Below are 16,730 nucleotides of genomic sequence, written 5' to 3' on the forward strand. Positions count from 1 at the left end.
CTGCTCGGTGCCCGGCGCGGACCGGATCTGCACGTCGTCGTCCAGCTCGAACCGCAGTCACACGCGGTTCGGACGGGTCCCGGTTGTACGAGTCCGGTCCACACCGGGGTCAGCGCTGGCGCGCCAGGGCCAGGTTCAGCTCGAGCACGTTCACCGCGGGGGCGCCGAGCACGCCGAGCTGGCGGCCGTCGGTGTGCTCGGCGACCAGGACACGCACCCGGGCCTCGGACAGCCCGCGGGCGGCGGCGACACGGGACACCTGCTGGTCCGCGTACGCCGGGCTGATGTCCGGGTCGAGGCCGGAGCCCGACGCGGTCACGGCGTCCGCGGGCACCTGCGATGCGGGCACGCCGTCGGCCTCCGCGATCGCGGCTCGGCGCTCCTCGACGGCCTTCGTCAGGTCGGGGTTGGACGGGCCCAGGTTGGACCCGGACGACGCACCGGCGTCGTACCCCTCCTCCCCCGCGGCGGAAGGACGGGACTGGAACCAGCGGTCCGCGTCCTTGCCGGCGAAGGACTGGCCGATGAGGGAGGAACCGACGACCGTGCCGGACGAGTCGGTGACCATCGAGCCGTTCGCCTGGTCTGAGAAGGCGGCCTGGCCGACGCCCCACACCGCGAGCGGGTAGGCGACGCCGAGGACGACGGTGGCGAGCACGGTGAGGCGGACGGCCACGCCGGCGGAGCGGGAGAACGAACGAGTGGAAGTCATGACGAGAACCCCGGGATGAGACCGACCACGAGGTCGATCAGCTTGATGCCGATGAAGGGGACGACCACGCCGCCGAGCCCGTAGACGAGCAGGTTGCGGCCGAGGATCGACGACGCCGACGCTGCGCGGTACTTCACGCCACGCAGGGACAGCGGGATGAGCGCGACGATGACGAGCGCGTTGAAGACGATCGCCGACAGGATCGCCGACGCGGGGCTGTGCAGCCCCATGACGTTGAGGACGCCGAGGCCCGGGAACGTCGCCTGGAACATCGCCGGGATGATGGCGAAGTACTTCGCGATGTCGTTGGCGATGGAGAACGTGGTGAGGGCACCGCGGGTGATGAGGAGCTGCTTGCCGATCCGGACGACGTCGATGAGCTTGGTCGGGTCCGAGTCGAGGTCGACCATGTTGCCGGCCTCCTTCGCCGCGGTCGTCCCGGTGTTCATCGCGACGCCGACGTCCGCCTGGGCCAGCGCCGGGGCGTCGTTCGTGCCGTCACCGGTCATCGCGACGAGGTTGCCGCCCTCCTGCTCCCGCTTGATGAGCGCGAGCTTGTCCTCCGGCGTGGCCTCGGCGAGGAAGTCGTCGACGCCGGCCTCGGCGGCGATCGCCTTCGCGGTGCGCGGGTTGTCGCCCGTGATCATCACGGTGCGGATGCCCATGCTGCGCAGTTCGGTGAAGCGCTCGGCGAGGCCGTCCTTGACGACGTCCTTGAGGTGCACGACACCGAGCAGCGCGACCCGGCCCGACGGGTCCTTCCGGGCGACGACGAGCGGCGTCCCACCCTGGTCGGAGACCTCGGCGACGGTGGCGTCGACCGACGCCGTGACGGCGGGGTCGCTCGTGTCCGCCCACGCGAGCACCGCTGCCGCGGCGCCCTTGCGGACCTCGGTGCCGTCCGGCAGGTCGACGCCCGACATGCGCGTCTGTGCGGTGAACGGCACCTCGACGGCACCGGCCGGGAGGCCCTGCACGGCCCCGGCGGTCAGCGCCAGGTCCACGATCGAGCGGCCCTCGGGCGTCCCGTCGGCAGCGCTGGACAGCGCGGCCGCGGCGGTGAGGTCGGCCTCGGTCACCCCGGGCACCGGCACGAACCGGGAGGCCCGACGGTTGCCGTACGTGATCGTGCCGGTCTTGTCGAGGAGCAGCGTGGTGATGTCACCGGCTGCCTCGACCGCGCGGCCCGACATCGCGAGGACGTTGCGCTGCACGAGCCGGTCCATGCCGGCGATGCCGATCGCGGAGAGCAGCGCACCGATGGTGGTCGGGATGAGGCAGACGAGCAGGGCGATGAGCACCGTGATGCTGACCGTCGAGCCGACGAGCCCGGCGATCGGCTGCAGCGTGAGGCAGACGACGATGAACACGATCGACAGCGACGCGAGCAGGATGTTGAGCGCGATCTCGTTCGGCGTCTTCTGGCGGGCGGCACCCTCGACGAGCCGGATCATCCGGTCGATGAAGGTCTCGCCCGGGGTGGACGTGATGCGCACCACGATCCGGTCGGACAGCACGCGGGTGCCGCCCGTGACGGCGCTGCGGTCGCCACCGGACTCGCGGATGACCGGAGCGGACTCGCCCGTCACGGCGGACTCGTCGACCGAGGCGATGCCGTCGACGACGTCGCCGTCGCCCGGGATGACCTCCCCGGCGACCACGACGACGAGGTCGCCCTTCGCCAGGTCGACCGACGCCACGTCCTCGGTGGACGCCGACAGTGCGGCCGGGTCGGCCGGGGAGTACCCGACGATGCGCCGGGCGGTGGTCGTCGAGCGGGTCTTCCGCAGGGTGTCGGCCTGGGCCTTGCCCCGGCCCTCGGCGACGGACTCCGCCAGGTTGGCGAACAGGACGGTCAGCCACAGCCAGACGGCGATGACGAGGGTGAAGGAGGACGGGACGGGCGCGCCGGAGTCGGCCGCGCCTCCCGTCCGGCTGAACGGCTCGACGACGGCGGTGACCGTCGTCAGGCCCGCGCCCACCTCGACGAGGAACATGACCGGGTTCTTCCACATGAGCCGGGGGTCCAGCTTGCGGAAGGCGCCCGGGAGGCCCGCCGCCAGTTGGCGGGGCCCGAACGCGGACGAGCGTCGGCCCGGTTCGGGGGTCGTGTGCTGCTCCGTCTCGGGAGTCAGGGTGGTCATCAGGACAGTCCTTCTGCGAGCGGCCCCAGTGCGAGCACCGGGAAGTAGGTGAGTGCGGTGACGATGACGGCGACGCCACCGAGGAGCGCGATGAACAGCGGCCGGTGCGTCGGCAGGGTGCCGACGGTCGCGGGGACCTTGTCCTGCGCGGCGAGCGACCCGGCGAGCGCCAGGACGAACACCATCGGCACGAACCGGCCGAGCAGCATCGCGACACCGAGCGCGGAGTTCATCCACGTCGTGTTCGCGGTGAGACCGCCGAAGGCCGAGCCGTTGTTGTTGCCGGCGCTGGTGAACGCGTAGAGCAGTTCGGACAGGCCGTGGTTGCCCGGGTTGAAGAGGCTCGTGCCGAGCACCTGCTCCCGGACGCCCGGGATGACGAGCGACAGCGCCGTGCCGAGCAGCACCACGGTCGGGGTGACCAGGATGTACAGCGCCGCGAAGGTCATCTCCTTGGCGCGGATCTTCTTGCCGAGGTACTCCGGCGTGCGGCCGACGAGCAGCCCGCCGATGAACACCGTGATCACGGCGAGCACGAGCATGCCGTACAAGCCCGAGCCGACGCCGCCGGGGGTGACCTCGCCGAGCATCATGTTGACGAGCGCCATCATGCCGCCGAGCGGGGTGAAGCTGTCGTGCATGGCGTTCACGGCGCCCGTGGACGTCGAGGTCGTCGCCGTCCCGAAGAGCGTCGAGCCGAGGATGCCGAAGCGGACCTCCTTGCCCTCCATCGCGGCACCCGCGGCGTGCGTCGCGGCACCGCCACCGGCGAGCTCCGCGATCGACATCGCCGAGAGCGACACCAGGAAGATCGCACCCATCACGGTGACGATCGCGGTGCCCTGACGGGTGTCGCCGACCATCCTCCCGAAGGCGCGCGGAAGCGAGAACGGGATGACGAGCATGAGGAACACCTCGAACAGGTTGGTCCACGCCTGCGGGTTCTCGAACGGGTGCGCCGAGTTCGCGTTGAAGTAGCCGCCACCGTTCGTGCCGAGCATCTTGATCGCCTCCTGCGAGGCGACGAACCCGTCCGGGACGTGCTGCGTCCCGCCGGTGAGCGTCGCGACGTCCGTGCCGGGGCCCCAGGACTGGATGACACCGCCCGCGACGAGCACGAGGGCGGAGACGAAGGCCAGCGGCAGGAGCAGCCGGCCGGTGCCACGGACGACGTCGACCCAGACGTTGCCGATCGTGCCCTGACGGCGGCGGGCGAATCCGCGGACGAGGGCGACGGCGACGGACAGGCCGACGGCGGCGGACAGGAAGTTCTGCACCGCGAGCCCGGCCATCTGCACGGAGTACCCGACGGTGACCTCGGGCGAGTACGACTGCCAGTTCGTGTTCGCGACGAACGAGGCCGCCGTGTTGAACGCGAGTGCGGGTCCCACGGCGGGCAGGCCGAGGTCGCCCGGCAACACCACCTGGATGCGCTGGAGCAGGTAGACGAGCAACAGCCCGACGACGCTGAAGAGCAGCACGCCGCGGAGGTAGGCGGGCCAGGACTGCTCGGCGTCGGGGTCGACGCCGATCACGCGGTACACGAGTCGCTCGACACGGCCGTGCCGGGGGCTCGTGAAGACGCGGGCCATCCAGTCGCCGACGGGACGGTGCACGAGGACGAGCAGCAGGACGAGGACGGCGACCTGGGCGATGCCCGCCCAGGTCTGCGCGGTGCCCATCAGAACCGCTCGGGGCGCACGAGCGCCCAGACGAGGTACACGACAGCGGCGATGCCGAGGACGGCAGCGGCGATGGTGATGCCGATCACAGCCGCTCCACCCCCCTGGCGATCAGTGTCACGACGCCGAACACGGCGAGGACACCGGCGACGACGAAGACGTCGAACACGTGGGACTCCTGGAGATCGAGGTGCCCGCGGCAGGTGCCGTGGACCGCACCGGTGGTGGTGCGGTACCGATGCTGTGCCCGGTGTGGGGCCTCCCGGTCCGTCCTAACGGTTCCCTGACGGATGCGTGTGCGACGCATGCGCGCCACTAACAGAGGCGCGCAACTGATCGGCGAGCGTCGTCGTCGCCGTTCGGAGCTGCTCCGGACCGACCACCGTGAACGGCACGGTGAACCCGGCGAACCGGGCCGCGAGCGCCGGCCACGACCACGACCCCGTCGTCAGCCGACAGGTGCCGTCGTCGAGGTCCTCGAGCACGGCGTCGTCGTCGACGTACGGTGCGACTCGGCTCGCCGGGACGTGGAGGACTGCGGTGCCGGTGCACGGCCAGCCACGTCCGAGGGGATCAGCGGTCCCCTCGGCCCCGCGGAACCGGGCCGCGACGAACGCCGCCGGGTCACCGCCCGGCACCGGCCGGGGTGTGAACGCCAGACCGCTCGGCGCCCGGGGCTGCATCCGGTCGATGCGGTACGTGCGCCAGTCGTCCGCATCGGGCGACCAGGCGAGGAGGTACCAGCGACCCGACCGCGCGACGACGGCGTGCGGCTCGACGCGGCGCGTCGGCCCGTCGTCCGTACCGACGCCGCGCCAGGCGGACGTGTACGCGAAGCGGAGGACGTGGGCGGAGCGGACGGCCTCGCTCACGGCGACCAGGACCGCGGGGTCCACGACGGTGCTCTCCGGCGCGGTCGCGACCTCGACCGCGTCGATCCGGTGGCGGAGCCGCGACGGCATCACCTGGCGCACGGTCGCGAGGGCCCGCGCTGCGGCGTCGGCGATGTCCGCGCCGGACGCCGGTGCGACGGCGAGTGCCAGGGCGACGGCGACCGCCTGGTCGTCGTCGAACAGGAGCGGTGGCAACTCCGAGCCCGCCGCCAACCGGTAGCCACCGGTCGGGCCACGGAGCGACGTGATCCGGTAGCCGAGCTCCCGCAGGCGGTCGACGTCGCGGCGCACGGTCCTCGGGCTGACGTCGAGCCGCTCGGCCAGCACGTCACCGGCCCAGTCGCGCCGGACCTGCAGCAGCGACAGCAGGGTGAGCATGCGAGACGACGGTCCGGACATGGTGCGAGTCTGCCGGAGGATGCGGACACGATCTGACCGCATCACCGGGGAGGCTCGTCAGCAGCGCGGCCGGAGCGGTCGCCACCAGCACGAGGAGTCGACATGACGTTCACCACCACCCCGCACCTCAACTTCGACGGCCGGGCCCAGGAGGCCCTGGCGTTCTACGCGGCCGCCTTCGGGACCGAGGCCTCGGTCGCCACGTACGGGCAGACGGGGGCATCGGAGGACCCGGCGTGGGCCGACCGGGTCGTCTTCGGTCAGGTCGAGCTCCCCGGGGGCGCCCGGGTCATGGCGTTCGACGTCTGGCCGGGACAGCCCTACGACCAGGGCCAGAACGCCTCATACGTGTACCTGATCGCCACGGACGAGGCCGAGCTCCGCGCCGCGTGGGACGGGCTCGCCGTGGGCGCCGAGGTCCGGCAGCCGCTGGGCCCGTCGGCGTGGTCGCCCCTGGCCGGGCAGCTCCGCGACGAGTTCGGGGTCGTGTGGGCGTTCGACATGCCGCAGCAGCAGTCCTGACCCGCCTGGACCGGGCGTGCCACGAGCGCGCCCGGCCCGGTCAACCGACCGGCACCCAGGTGCTCACGGTCACGGCGGCGGTCACGGTCGTCGGCGCGAAGACCGTGTCGGCCGCGACGTGGTGGTGACTCGGCCCCATGTGCACCACGTCGTGCACGTCCTCGGCGGACAGGTCCATCGTCCACGTCAGGTCCTCGCTCGACCGGAGCGCGAACGCCGGCGTGAGGGACCCGTGCAGGCGCCGCTCCTTCTCGGGGTCGACGCTGATCGTCGCCTCGGCGAGTTCCGCGAGGTGCCCGGCCCGTGGCGTCACGACGGCCAACACCCCGGCGGGGTGCAGCACCCGGGCGTACTCCCGCTGGTTCCGCGGTGCGAAGACGTCCAGCACGACGGCCGCGGCGTCGTCGACGACCGGGAGGCGCTCGGTCACGTCCCCGACGACGGCCCCGGCGCGCGTGTGGACGCGCGCCGCACGTCGGATCGCGACGGCCGACAGGTCCAGGGCGACCCCGAGCCTCACGTCCGGTCCTGCCGGTCCGTCCTCCTCCGCCGGTCGCGCGGCGTCGAGCACGTGCGCGAGGTAGGTGCCCGGGCCGGAGCCGACGTCGAGGACGATGCCGGGAGCGGTCGCGCTGACGGTGACGGCGGCGAGCGCACGTTCCACGGGCGCGTAGTGCCCGCGCCCGAGGAACCGCAGACGCGCGTCCACCATCTCCGGGGTGTCCGCGGTCAGCGCCCGGCGCTTGGCGGGCAGGAGCGTCAGGTGTCCCTGCTTCGCCTCGTCGTACCGGTGTCCGTCCGCGCACCCGGCCTGTCCGCTCCCGGTGCGCGCGAGCGGCTCGGTGCACACGGGACACGCGAGCACGGGGAGGAGGTCGTCGCGCACCGGTCCAGGGTACGGGGAGGGCGGTAGGTTGCCGGCATGGCCGTCATCCACGAAGCGACCCTCACCCCCGGCAAACTCGACGCGATCAGCGCCTGGCTGCCCGGACAGCCCTGGAGCGGGGTCGGCACCCGTACCGCGGTCGAGCAGGTCGGCCGGTTCCGGTTCGACGACCCCGACGGTGAGGTCGGGGTGGAGACCTACCTCGTCCGCGCCGGGGACGGGCCCCTGCTGCACGTGCCGCTGACCTACCGCGGTGCTCCGCTCGCCGGCGCCGGCCCCTTCCTGGTCACCGAGATGGAGCACTCCGTCCTCGGGCACCGCTGGGTGTACGACGCCGTGGGCGACCCCGTGTACGCGGACGTGCTGCGCCGTGCGATCGCGACCGGCGGCCACGAGGCGGACCTGCAGCGGGCCTCCGGAGACGGCACCGTCGAGAAGGAGGGACGGGCGTCGGGCAGCGGTGCCGACGCGGAGTCCCCCACGGTGACCGAGGTCACGGTGCACACCGAGGGGACGACCACCACGATCACGACCGGGCACGGCGCCGTCGCGGTCCTCCGGGTGCTCGGAGGACCGATCCCGGCCGGAGCGACGCTCACCGCCGGCTGGGGTGTCGACCGCTCCGCGGTGGTCGCCGTCCTGCTCGCGTAGCCGAAGCGGGTACGGCCAGGGCCTCGCACGCACGGGTGGCGGCTGGCAGGATCGGTCCGGTGAAGACACTGGAGTTGCCACAGACGGACCTCACCGCTTCCGACGTCGTCGTCGGACTGATGCGGATCAACGACATGAGCGACCAGGACATCCGGTCGCTGTACGCCGCGTCGCGCGACGCGGGCGTGACGATGTTCGACCACGCGGCCGTGTACGGCGGCTGGCACGGCTGCGAGGAGCGCTTCGGTGGCGCGGTCACGCTGTCCGCGGCCGAGCGCAGCGAGATCCAGCTGCAGACCAAGGTCGGCATCCGGCCGACCGCGAACGGCGCGTACTTCGACTTCTCGTACGAGCACATCATGTCCTCGGTCGAGGAGTCGCTGACCGCCCTGCGCACCGACTTCATCGACGTGCTGCTCCTGCACCGCCCGGACGCGCTGGTCGAGCCCGACGAGGTCGCGAAGGCGTTCGACGAGTTGCACGCCGCCGGCAAGGTGCACCACTTCGGCGTCTCGAACCACACCCCCGGACAGACCGAGTTGCTGAAGAAGTCCGTGCGGCAGCCGCTCGCGTTCAACCAGGTGCAGCTGAGCATCACGCACGCGAACGTCATCACCCAGGGCCTCGTCGCGAACATGGCCGGCCTCGACCAGTCGATCGACCGGGACAACGACATCCTCAACCACGCCCGCCTGAACGACGTCACGCTGCAGGCCTGGTCGCCGTTCCAGAAGGGCTTCTTCGACGGCGTCTTCCTGGGCGACCGCGAGCACCACGCCGAGCTCAACGACGTGCTCGAGGAGATCGCCTCGGCGCACGGCGTCACCCCGACCGGGATCGCGGTGGCGTGGATCACCCGGCACCCCGCGCACTTCCAGGTGGTGCTCGGGACGACGAACCCGCAGCGCGTCCGCGACTCCGCCGCCGGCTCGGACGTCGAGCTCAGCCGCGAGGAGTGGTACCGCGTCCTGACGGCGGCAGGCCACACCGTCCCCTGACGCCTGACGCCTGACGCCTGACGCCCGACCTCCGGGCCACGTCCCACCGGGCCCCGACCTGTCGCCTCAGCGCGTCGGGTCGGGGTCCTCGTCGTGGTCCCGCAGCGTCGGCGCCGCGGTCGGGTCGGTCGTCCCCCCGGACACGACCTCGATCCGGAACCCGAACGCAGCCGGGTCCTCGTCGAGCTCGAGCCCGTCGCCGCTGACCTGGTCTTCGGGGATGGCGCGACCCTTCGACGGGTCGAACGCGCTGCTCATCGACATCCGACGAGCATGCCCGGCGTCCCCGGGAGTCGCCGCAACGTCGGCTGGCTAGGAGCCGAGGTCCTCGGGGTGCAGGCGGTCGCCGGGTTCGGGCGTGCGGAAGACGGGCCCGCCGCCGGCCTCGTCCTCGTCGTCGTGTCGGACCGGGGAGTCACCGGGGTTCCCGGTCGCCTCGGCTCCGGACACGTCGGCTCCCGACGGCTCGGACCCGGAGGACTCGGGCCCGCCGGAGGCCCCGCGGGCTTCCTCGACCTCGAGTTCGTCCTGGTCGGAACCGTCCACGGGGACGTCGCTGCCCTGCTGCATGGGATCGAACGGTGCACTCATCGACATGGGTCGAGTGTGCTCCTCGCAGGTGGACAGCGCGTCCGGACTGTCCGTCGGGCGTCAGCCCCGGCCGGGAGCGTCGCCGGACTTGCCGGGCCCGCCGCCGGGGCCACCACCCGGTCCACCGTTCCCGGTGCCCTTGCCCGGGTTCGCGGGGACCTCCTGCGAGGTCGTGTCGACGCCCGTGTCCAGGGGCTCCTCGACCGGCAGACTCGTCTCGACGCTGGGCTCCGGGACCGGGACCGACGAGGGCAGTTCCTCGGCTGGCTCGCTCGGCTGTTCCTCCGCGGGCTCGCTCGGCTGCTGCTCGGCCGGCTCGCTCGGCTGCTGCTCCGCGGGCTCGCTCGGCTGCTGCTCCGCGGGCTCGCTCGGCTGCTGCTCGGCCGGCTCGCTCGACTGGTCCTCGGTGGGCTGCTGTTCGGCGGGCTCGCTGGACTGGGTGGGAGCCGGCGTCCCGTCGTCCCGGCCGAGGGCGAGCGCTGCGACCAGCACCCCGGCGACCAGGAGCACGGCGAGGACGATCACCGGCAGCACCCAGCGCTTCCGCTCGCGCTCCTCGGGCGCACTCCCCGACGGGCCGGCCGGGACGGCAGCGGTACCCGTCCGTCCACCCGCACCGCCGGCGGCACCGGCACCGGCACCGGCCGGCGTCCCGAGCACCGTGGTCGCGACGTCGTCGTCAGCGCTGCGTGCGGACTGCGTCGGCAAGCGGCGGGTCGCCGTGTCCGCATCGGAGGCTCCGCTCACCGGCATCGCACGGGTCGCGGCGTCCGCCGACGCGGCTCCCGCTCCGGCCGCGGCGGCCGCCCCGACCGCCCCGCCAGCGGCAGCCGCCTTCGTGAGCGCCCCCGGGCCTCCCGGCAGGAGCTGGGTGGCGGGCGCGACGTCGTCGCGGCCGAGTGCCCGGAGCCGCGCCGCCGCTTCCGCGGCGGACGGACGGTCCTCCGGGTGCTGCGCGGTCATGACGTGCAGGAGCGTCCGCCACGCCGTCGGCAGGTGTTGGTCGATCTCGGGAGCCCGCGCGAGTCGGGCGGTGGCTGCCTCGACGGCGCTGCCGGGGAAGGCCTGCTTGCCGGTCAGGGCCTCGAGGAGCATGAGCCCGAGCGCGTACACGTCGGCCTCGCCGGTCACCGGCTGACCGAGGACCTGCTCCGGGGCCAGGTAGGCGGCCGTGCCGATCACGGTGCCGGTGCCCGTGACCCGGGCGGCGTCGCGGAGGAGCGCGATGCCGAAGTCGGCGAGCTTGACGTGCTCGCCGTCCTGCTCGAGCAGGACGTTCGCGGGCTTGACGTCCCGGTGCACGATGCCCTGCGCGTGCACGGCGGCGAGGCCCTCCGCGACCTGCGCCCCGACGCGGGCGGTCGTGACGGTGTCGAGCGGTCCCTCGCGCAACCGCGTGGCGAGGTCACTGCCCGGGACGAGCTCCATGACGAGGAACGAGTCGCCGTCGGCGGTGTCGAGAGCCGCGTCGAACAGCGTCACGAGGTTCGGGCTGCGGAGCCCGGCGAGCACGTGGATCTCGGCCTCCGCGCGAGCCCGCTCGCCGTGGTCGACCGGTCCGATCCGGAAGAGCTTGACCGCGACCTCGCGTCCGAGCTGCTCGTCGACGGCGCGGTACACCGACGCCATCCCGCCGTGTCCGAGGGTCCCGGTCACCCGGTACCTGCCACCGATCAGCCGTTCTTCCATGCAGGGGAACCTACCGGGCTCAGCTGGCGAGCACGCGCAGCCGGGTCAGGACGGGGTGGGCTCCGCGCCCCGGTGCAGCGCCGTCAGGTACAGCCGGTGCGCGGTGATCACCACCGCGAGCCAGGCGAGGCCGAGCGCCCACGCCGCCAGGACGTCCGTCGTCCAGTGGTGCCCGAGGAACACCCGCGAGACGCCGACCGACAGGACGAACAGCGTGCCCGCGACGATCGTCCAGACCCGGGTCACGACGCGGCTCTGGCGGAGGAGCAGCAGGTACACGATGGTGCCGACGATGACGGTGGAGTTGAGGGTGTGCCCGGACGGGAACGACGGCGAGTGCTCGTACGGCGGGACGGCGTCGGACAGGGGCGGACGGCTGCGACCGATCAGGTCCTTGCCGGCGATGGTCATCGCGAGCGACCCGGCGCTGGCGGCGACGAGCAGGACGAGCGGCGTCCACGCGCGGCGCTGGACCGTGAACCCGATCAGGAAGAGCACGGCGACGATCGGCATCCCGATGGTCCCGGCGATGTCGGTCCACCACGTGACGCCCTGGTCGAGCACGGGCGAGCGGAGCGTCAGCATCCAGTCGAGCACGGGGCGGTCGAGCACGGCGACGTCGTCGGCCTCGCGCACGGCGTCGTAGACCTCGGACGCGGCCCAGGTCGCGGTCGTCGCGATGCCGATCCCGACGAGCAGCGTCAACACGAGCAACGGGAGGGCGCCGTACCGTCGACCGAGGGCGGCCCACCCGTCCGCGACCGACCGGCCGGCGCGGGTCCGCCAGCGGGTGAGGTCGACGTCGCCGACGGTCCGGTCGGCGCGCTCGCGGTCGGCGCCGCCGATCACGGGGGTCCGACCGGAGGGGGTGTCGTGCTGTTCCATCCGACCAGCCTGGACTCCCGTGGCTGTGCAGGCCCGGCCGACGGTGCGGCTACTTCGCCTCGGAGTAGGCGTCGACGACCGCCACCGACAGCGGGAAGGTGACCGGGAACCCGCCGAACATGATCCGCCCGGCGTCGACTGCGGCGGCGCGGACCTGCTCGGCCACCCACTCGGCGTCCGCGGCGGGAGCGTGCACGACGAGCTCGTCGTGCACGAAGAACACGATGTGTGCGCCGGCGGTGACGGGCCCGGACGTCCTGGTGGCGAGCCGGGTGCGGAGGCCGCCCATCCAGGAGAGCGCCCACTCCGCCGCCGTCCCCTGCACCACGAAGTTCCGGGTGAACCTGCCCCAGCTCCGGGCTCGCGACTCGACGGCCCGCTGCATGCCCGGCGACCCCTCCACCGAGTAGGCGCGGTTCCTCGCCTCGAACCAGGACGGGTCGGGGACCGGGGAGGTCCTGCCGAGCCGCGTCGTCACGGGCTCGCCGCGTTCCCCGGCCCGGGCCGCCTGCTCGACCAGGTCGAGCGCGCGCGGGAAAGCCCGGGCGAGCCGCGGGACGAACCGGCCGCCCTCGCCCTGGGTGGCGCCGTACATCGCCCCGAGCATCGCCATCTTGGCCTGCTGCCGGGTCTGCACGGCACCGGACGCCACGACCCCGTCGTACAGGTCCTGCCCGTCGCCGGCGGCCGCCATGGCGGTGTCGCCGGACATCGCCGCGAGGACCCGCGGTTCGAGCTGCGCTGCGTCCGCGACGACGAGCTTCCACCCGGGGTCGGCGACCACGGCGGCCCGAACCTGCTTCGGCAGCTGCAGGGCGCCGCCGCCGTTCGCGGCCCACCGTCCGGTGACGACCCCGCCGACGACGTACTCGGGGTGGAACCGGCCGTCCCGCACCCACTCGTCGAGCCAGGTCCAGCCGTTCGCGGTGAGCAGCCGGTACAGCCGCTTGTACTCGAGCAGCGGTTCGATCGCCGGGTGCTCCAGGTGCTGCAGCTCCCACTTCCGGGTGCTCTCCACGACGAGCCCGGCCCGCCGCAGGGACCGCAGGACGTCCGCGGGTGAGTCCGGGTTGAGGCCGGGGTCGTCGAGCCGCTCGCGCAGGACCTCGGCCAGGTCCTCGAGCTTCCGGGGACGGACGCCGTACGGGACCCGTGGTCCGAGGGCGTCGGCGAGCAGGCGCTCGTGCACGTCCGTCCGCCAGGGCAGGCCGGCGTGCTTGACCTCGGCCGCGACGAGCGCACCGGCGGACTCGGCCGCCAGCAGCAGTCGGAGCGCGCCCGGCTCGGTCGAACCGGCCACGGCGTCGAGCTGCGCCCGCAACTCCGCGACCGGGTCGAGGTCGTCGTCGGCCGGGGCGAGCGCGAACAGGTCGTCGTCGAAGAGCGACGCCTGCGTGGCCGGCGCTGGCCGGGCCTCCACGACGGCCGGTGCGTCCCAGCCGCTCTCCGGCGCCTGCGCGAGGGCGGACCCGCGGCTCGCCAGGGCGGTCCGGAGGACCCGGTGTCCCAGGCGCAGGTCGACACAGCGGGCGACCCGCCCGCCGGCGGCGAGCACGGCGGGGTACCAACGCGCGGTGTCGGACCAGACCCAACGGACGCCCGGTGCGTCGGTCACGGCGACGAAGGCCGGGAGGTCCGACTCGGCCACCCGTGTCGGCTCGCCGTCCGGCTGCCCCGCGTCCGTCAGCGGCGTCGCGGTGACGCGGCCGTCGACGGCGGCGAGGACGAGGTGCACGGGTCGATTCTGCCGTGCACCACCGTCCGCCCCGCACCGGGCGGTGCGCTCAGTCGCCCGGGCGGACCGCAGCGCTGTCGGCGACGTCGATGCGGACGTCGCCGGACTCGGTCTCCTCGACCTCCACGCGGGGTGCCTCGTCGTGCTCGTCGGACCCGGACATCCGGCGGAACGTGTCGTGCCGACGCTCCTCGAAGGTCATGTCGACGCCGTCGTCCAGGTGGTCTCGGTCGGGTGCGCTCATGCGGGCGACGGTACGCCGACCGGAGCGGTCCCGGCGCGCTCGGACCAGTGCCCGCCAGCGGCCCACCGCTCCTGGACCGCACGCTGGAGCCGACCCGAGGGCACCGCCCGACGCGCGGACGCCAGGTCGGTGCCGAAGACGAACTTCGCCACGGAGACGTCACCCGCCCCGTGCGGATCGGCCGGTCCCGGCAGCAGCGCGAACCGGGCTGCGAAGCGCGCGGTGTTCGACGACGGGCCGAGGACGGCAGCGACGTCGGGGTCGAGCAGCCACGACGAGCAGACGAACGTGTCGACCGTGGACGCCGGGTCGAGCCGCCGGAGCACGGTGGGCGCGGCCGCGAACGACCGGTCGCACCCGTCCGGGTCGAGCGGTCCCGTCTCCGGCACGTGCACCCCCCACGCCGGCGTCCCGTCCGGCAGCCGGGCGGTCCGCTCGAACTGGAGGCGCCCCACGGCCACCACGCGGCCGGTCGCCACCTGGACGAGCCAGTCGAGACCCGTGCCGTCGAGCCCGTAGCGGCCGACCTTGCGGTCGACGTCGGCGACGCTCGCCGCGGCGTCCTCCGGGCTGCAGCCGTGGGTGACGAGCCACCGCTCGGTGACCGGCAGCACCGCACGGAGGGCTCCGAGGAGGGCGGCCTCCCGGCGCGCCGGGCCGAGGTGGGCCACGGCGTCCTCGAGCGCCGGAGCCAGCCCCGCTGGTTCCCCCGGCGAGCCGACGGCGGCGGTGAGGAGCGCGACGGGGTCGGGGCGGGCCTCCCGTCCGTCGTCGGCCGGACTCACTTGAGACCGGAGGAGGCGAGCCCGTCGATCACCCGGCGCTGCAGCACGATGAACATGATGAGCACGGGCGCCATCGCCATCAGGCTCGCTGCCATCAGCACCGGGTAGTTCACGGTCCGGTCACTCGACAGCGTCGCGAGCCCGGCGGCCAGGGGCATGGCCTCGGCACGGGTCGACACCACGAGGGGCCAGAGCAGTTCGTTCCACGACCAGAGCACGGTGGTGATCGCGAGCACGCTCATGGACGGTCGCGCCAGGGGGAGCATGATGCGCCAGAACGTCTGGAACGGGTTCGCACCGTCCATCCGGGCAGCCTCCTCGAGCTCGGCGGGCATGTTGAGGAACGCGGTCCGCATCAGGAACGTGCCGAACGCGCTGAACAGCCCCGGCGCGACGATGCCGGCGAGGGTGTCGAGCCAGCCGAGTCCCTGCACGATCTGGTACTGCGAGATGAGGTAGACCTGCGACGGCACCAGCAGGATCGACAGCACGATCCCGAGGATCAGCCCACGGCCCCGGAACCGCATGCGCGCGAAGGCGTAGCCGGCGAGCGTGCACAGGACGATCTGCGCCACGGTCCGGATGAGCGTCACCCAGATCGACGTCCCGAGCTGGCTGAGGAACGGCAGCCGCTCGAACACCTGCGCGAAGTTGTCCCACTGCAGCTGACCCGGCCAGAACACCGGCGTCGGGGAGGTCACCTGCGCGTTGGTCGACAGCGACATGATGATCTGCCAGAGGAACGGGAACGCCATCACGAACCCACCCACCCCGAGCACCACGTGGATCCACCAGTGGCTGCCGCCGCGGCGACCGGGACGTGCCTGGCCACGGACCCGGCTCCGGCTGGCGGCCGAGGCGGCCGCCGAGAGCTTGCTGCCGTGCGCTTCGATGATGCCGGTCATGACTGCACCCACTTCTTCTGGACACGGAACTGGACGACCGTGATGATGCCGATGAGCAGGAAGATGACCATCGCGATCGCCGCCGCGAAGCCCTTGTCGCCGTCGACGAACCCGGAGTTGTAGAAGTAGAAGACGAGGGACATCGTCTCCGGGACCACCGGGTTCAGCGGGCCGAGGATCGCGTAGAGCAGGTCGAACAGCTGGAAGCTCGAGATGGTCGTGACGATGAGCACGAAGAAGATGCTCGGGCTGAGGAGCGGCACCGTGACCGAGCGGAACTGCCGCCACCGGCTGGCGCCGTCGAGCTCGGCCGCTTCGTACAGCTCGGGCGGGATGTCCTTGAGCCCGGCTCCCAGGATGATCATCGAGAACCCGAGCGACGACCACAGCCCGACCAGCGAGACGGCGACGAGCGCGAAGCCCGGGGTCGAGATCCAGTACGGGCCGTCGATGCCGAACAGGCCGAGGAACGAGTTCACGATGCCGAAGTCGCCGTTGAACATGATGCGCCAGACCAGTGCGATCGCCGCCGGCATCGCGACGTAGGGCAGGAAGAACAGCACGCGGTAGAACTGTGCGAAGCGCAGGCCGGGGGTGTTCAGCAGGCTCGCGAGCCAGACCGCGATCGGGATGCCGAGCAGGACGATCACGGTGTAGACGATCGTGTTGCCCAGCGACTGGTAGAGCTGCGGGTCCGCCAGCAGTCGCGTGTAGTTCGCGAGTCCGGTGAAGCTCGCTCCGCCGAACACGCCCCAGCTCGTGAACGAGTAGTAGAACGTCTGGATGATCGGCCAGATGAAGAAGGTGCCGACGCCGATGAGCAGCGGCAGGACGAAGAGCCACGGCCAGAATCCGTCGCTGCGTGGGGCCCGCGTCGGCCGCGACGGGTCGGCGGGGCGGGTCTCGGGCGGCGGGGACGCCTGCGCGGCATCGGGTCGCTGGGTGTGGATCGTCATCAGGTCGCTCCTCGGCCAGGGCGGTCGGATCGGGTGGTCCGGGTGGTGCTGGG

19 protein-coding genes are annotated in these 16,730 nt (G+C 72.8%); 3 read left to right on the forward strand and 16 right to left on the reverse strand.

The genetic code is table 11. The features are described 5' to 3' along the window. Positions 1 to 109: 109 nt before the first annotated feature. From kdpC to DEJ16_RS05320, 6 genes are read right to left on the reverse strand one after another with little or no spacing between them, the layout of a single operon-like run. Positions 110 to 712, reverse strand: a complete 603-nt coding sequence (kdpC, locus tag DEJ16_RS05300) for a potassium-transporting ATPase subunit KdpC (protein ID WP_110824319.1) — start codon at positions 710 to 712, stop codon at positions 110 to 112. After that, the gene (gene kdpB, locus DEJ16_RS05305) at positions 709 to 2,856 is read right to left on the reverse strand and encodes a potassium-transporting ATPase subunit KdpB (protein WP_110824320.1); all 2,148 of its coding nucleotides are present in this window, start codon (positions 2,854 to 2,856) and stop codon (positions 709 to 711) included. The genes kdpC and kdpB overlap by 4 nt, the downstream gene beginning before the upstream one ends. Continuing rightward, positions 2,856 to 4,538 carry a potassium-transporting ATPase subunit KdpA gene (gene kdpA / locus DEJ16_RS05310; protein WP_110824321.1) on the reverse strand — a complete coding sequence of 561 codons (1,683 nt, stop codon included), beginning with the start codon at positions 4,536 to 4,538 and terminating at the stop codon, positions 2,856 to 2,858. Before kdpA ends, kdpB begins: the two co-directional genes overlap by 1 nt. Continuing rightward, positions 4,538 to 4,627 (reverse strand): potassium-transporting ATPase subunit F, encoded by a 90-nt coding sequence (locus tag DEJ16_RS05315; RefSeq protein ID WP_017887940.1) that lies wholly within the window; start codon positions 4,625 to 4,627, stop codon positions 4,538 to 4,540. The genes kdpA and DEJ16_RS05315 overlap by 1 nt, the downstream gene beginning before the upstream one ends. Next, positions 4,624 to 4,845, reverse strand: coding sequence for a hypothetical protein (locus DEJ16_RS15485; RefSeq protein ID WP_146232820.1), 222 nt, complete (start codon positions 4,843 to 4,845; stop codon positions 4,624 to 4,626). Before DEJ16_RS15485 ends, DEJ16_RS05315 begins: the two co-directional genes overlap by 4 nt. Further along, entirely contained in the window at positions 4,811 to 5,830 is a 1,020-nt protein-coding gene (locus DEJ16_RS05320; protein WP_110824322.1) for a YafY family protein, read from the reverse strand. The genes DEJ16_RS15485 and DEJ16_RS05320 overlap by 35 nt, the downstream gene beginning before the upstream one ends. 102 nt (positions 5,831 to 5,932) lie before the next feature. On the opposite strand from DEJ16_RS05320, the gene DEJ16_RS05325 reads away from it, so the two are divergent. Next, positions 5,933 to 6,352, forward strand: coding sequence for a VOC family protein (locus DEJ16_RS05325; protein ID WP_110824323.1), 420 nt, complete (start codon positions 5,933 to 5,935; stop codon positions 6,350 to 6,352). A 40-nt stretch (positions 6,353 to 6,392) separates the two neighbouring features. On the opposite strand, the gene DEJ16_RS05330 is transcribed toward DEJ16_RS05325, so the two are convergent. Then, positions 6,393 to 7,238, reverse strand: coding sequence for a putative RNA methyltransferase (locus DEJ16_RS05330; protein WP_110824324.1), 846 nt, complete (start codon positions 7,236 to 7,238; stop codon positions 6,393 to 6,395). A 36-nt stretch (positions 7,239 to 7,274) separates the two neighbouring features. On the opposite strand from DEJ16_RS05330, the gene DEJ16_RS05335 reads away from it, so the two are divergent. Next, the gene (locus DEJ16_RS05335; protein WP_110824325.1) at positions 7,275 to 7,889 is read left to right on the forward strand and encodes a hypothetical protein; all 615 of its coding nucleotides are present in this window, start codon (positions 7,275 to 7,277) and stop codon (positions 7,887 to 7,889) included. Between the two features lie 59 nt (positions 7,890 to 7,948). Next, complete coding sequence (locus tag DEJ16_RS05340) at positions 7,949 to 8,887, forward strand: aldo/keto reductase family oxidoreductase (protein WP_110824326.1); 939 nt, start codon at positions 7,949 to 7,951, stop codon at positions 8,885 to 8,887. Between the two features lie 66 nt (positions 8,888 to 8,953). On the opposite strand, the gene DEJ16_RS05345 is transcribed toward DEJ16_RS05340, so the two are convergent. From DEJ16_RS05345 to DEJ16_RS05385, 9 genes are read right to left on the reverse strand one after another with little or no spacing between them, the layout of a single operon-like run. Then, a complete protein-coding gene (locus DEJ16_RS05345; RefSeq protein WP_110824327.1) occupies positions 8,954 to 9,151 on the reverse strand; it encodes a hypothetical protein in 198 nt (65 codons plus the stop codon). A 48-nt stretch (positions 9,152 to 9,199) separates the two neighbouring features. Then, entirely contained in the window at positions 9,200 to 9,484 is a 285-nt protein-coding gene (locus DEJ16_RS05350; protein WP_110824328.1) for a hypothetical protein, read from the reverse strand. 54 nt (positions 9,485 to 9,538) lie between these two features. Further along, complete coding sequence (locus DEJ16_RS05355) at positions 9,539 to 11,167, reverse strand: serine/threonine-protein kinase (protein ID WP_110824329.1); 1,629 nt, start codon at positions 11,165 to 11,167, stop codon at positions 9,539 to 9,541. Positions 11,168 to 11,212: 45 nt separating this feature from the next. Beyond that, positions 11,213 to 12,052, reverse strand: a complete 840-nt coding sequence (locus tag DEJ16_RS05360; RefSeq protein ID WP_110824330.1) for a phosphatase PAP2 family protein — start codon at positions 12,050 to 12,052, stop codon at positions 11,213 to 11,215. 49 nt (positions 12,053 to 12,101) lie between these two features. Then, positions 12,102 to 13,787, reverse strand: coding sequence for a bifunctional 3'-5' exonuclease/DNA polymerase (locus DEJ16_RS05365; RefSeq protein WP_110824331.1), 1,686 nt, complete (start codon positions 13,785 to 13,787; stop codon positions 12,102 to 12,104). A gap of 49 nt (positions 13,788 to 13,836) precedes the next feature. Next, positions 13,837 to 14,031: a multidrug transporter gene (locus DEJ16_RS05370; RefSeq protein ID WP_110824332.1), complete on the reverse strand. Its 195-nt coding sequence runs from the start codon at positions 14,029 to 14,031 to the stop codon at positions 13,837 to 13,839. Beyond that, positions 14,028 to 14,816: a hypothetical protein gene (locus DEJ16_RS05375; protein WP_110824333.1), complete on the reverse strand. Its 789-nt coding sequence runs from the start codon at positions 14,814 to 14,816 to the stop codon at positions 14,028 to 14,030. The genes DEJ16_RS05370 and DEJ16_RS05375 overlap by 4 nt, the downstream gene beginning before the upstream one ends. Further along, positions 14,813 to 15,721: a carbohydrate ABC transporter permease gene (locus DEJ16_RS05380; RefSeq protein ID WP_181419465.1), complete on the reverse strand. Its 909-nt coding sequence runs from the start codon at positions 15,719 to 15,721 to the stop codon at positions 14,813 to 14,815. The genes DEJ16_RS05375 and DEJ16_RS05380 overlap by 4 nt, the downstream gene beginning before the upstream one ends. Further along, positions 15,718 to 16,677 (reverse strand): carbohydrate ABC transporter permease, encoded by a 960-nt coding sequence (locus DEJ16_RS05385; protein ID WP_110824334.1) that lies wholly within the window; start codon positions 16,675 to 16,677, stop codon positions 15,718 to 15,720. Before DEJ16_RS05385 ends, DEJ16_RS05380 begins: the two co-directional genes overlap by 4 nt. Between the last annotated feature and the right edge of the window lie 53 nt (positions 16,678 to 16,730).

Source organism: Curtobacterium sp. MCJR17_055 (assembly GCF_003224335.1).
In the GTDB taxonomy this organism is placed as follows: Bacteria; Actinomycetota; Actinomycetes; order Actinomycetales; family Microbacteriaceae; genus Curtobacterium.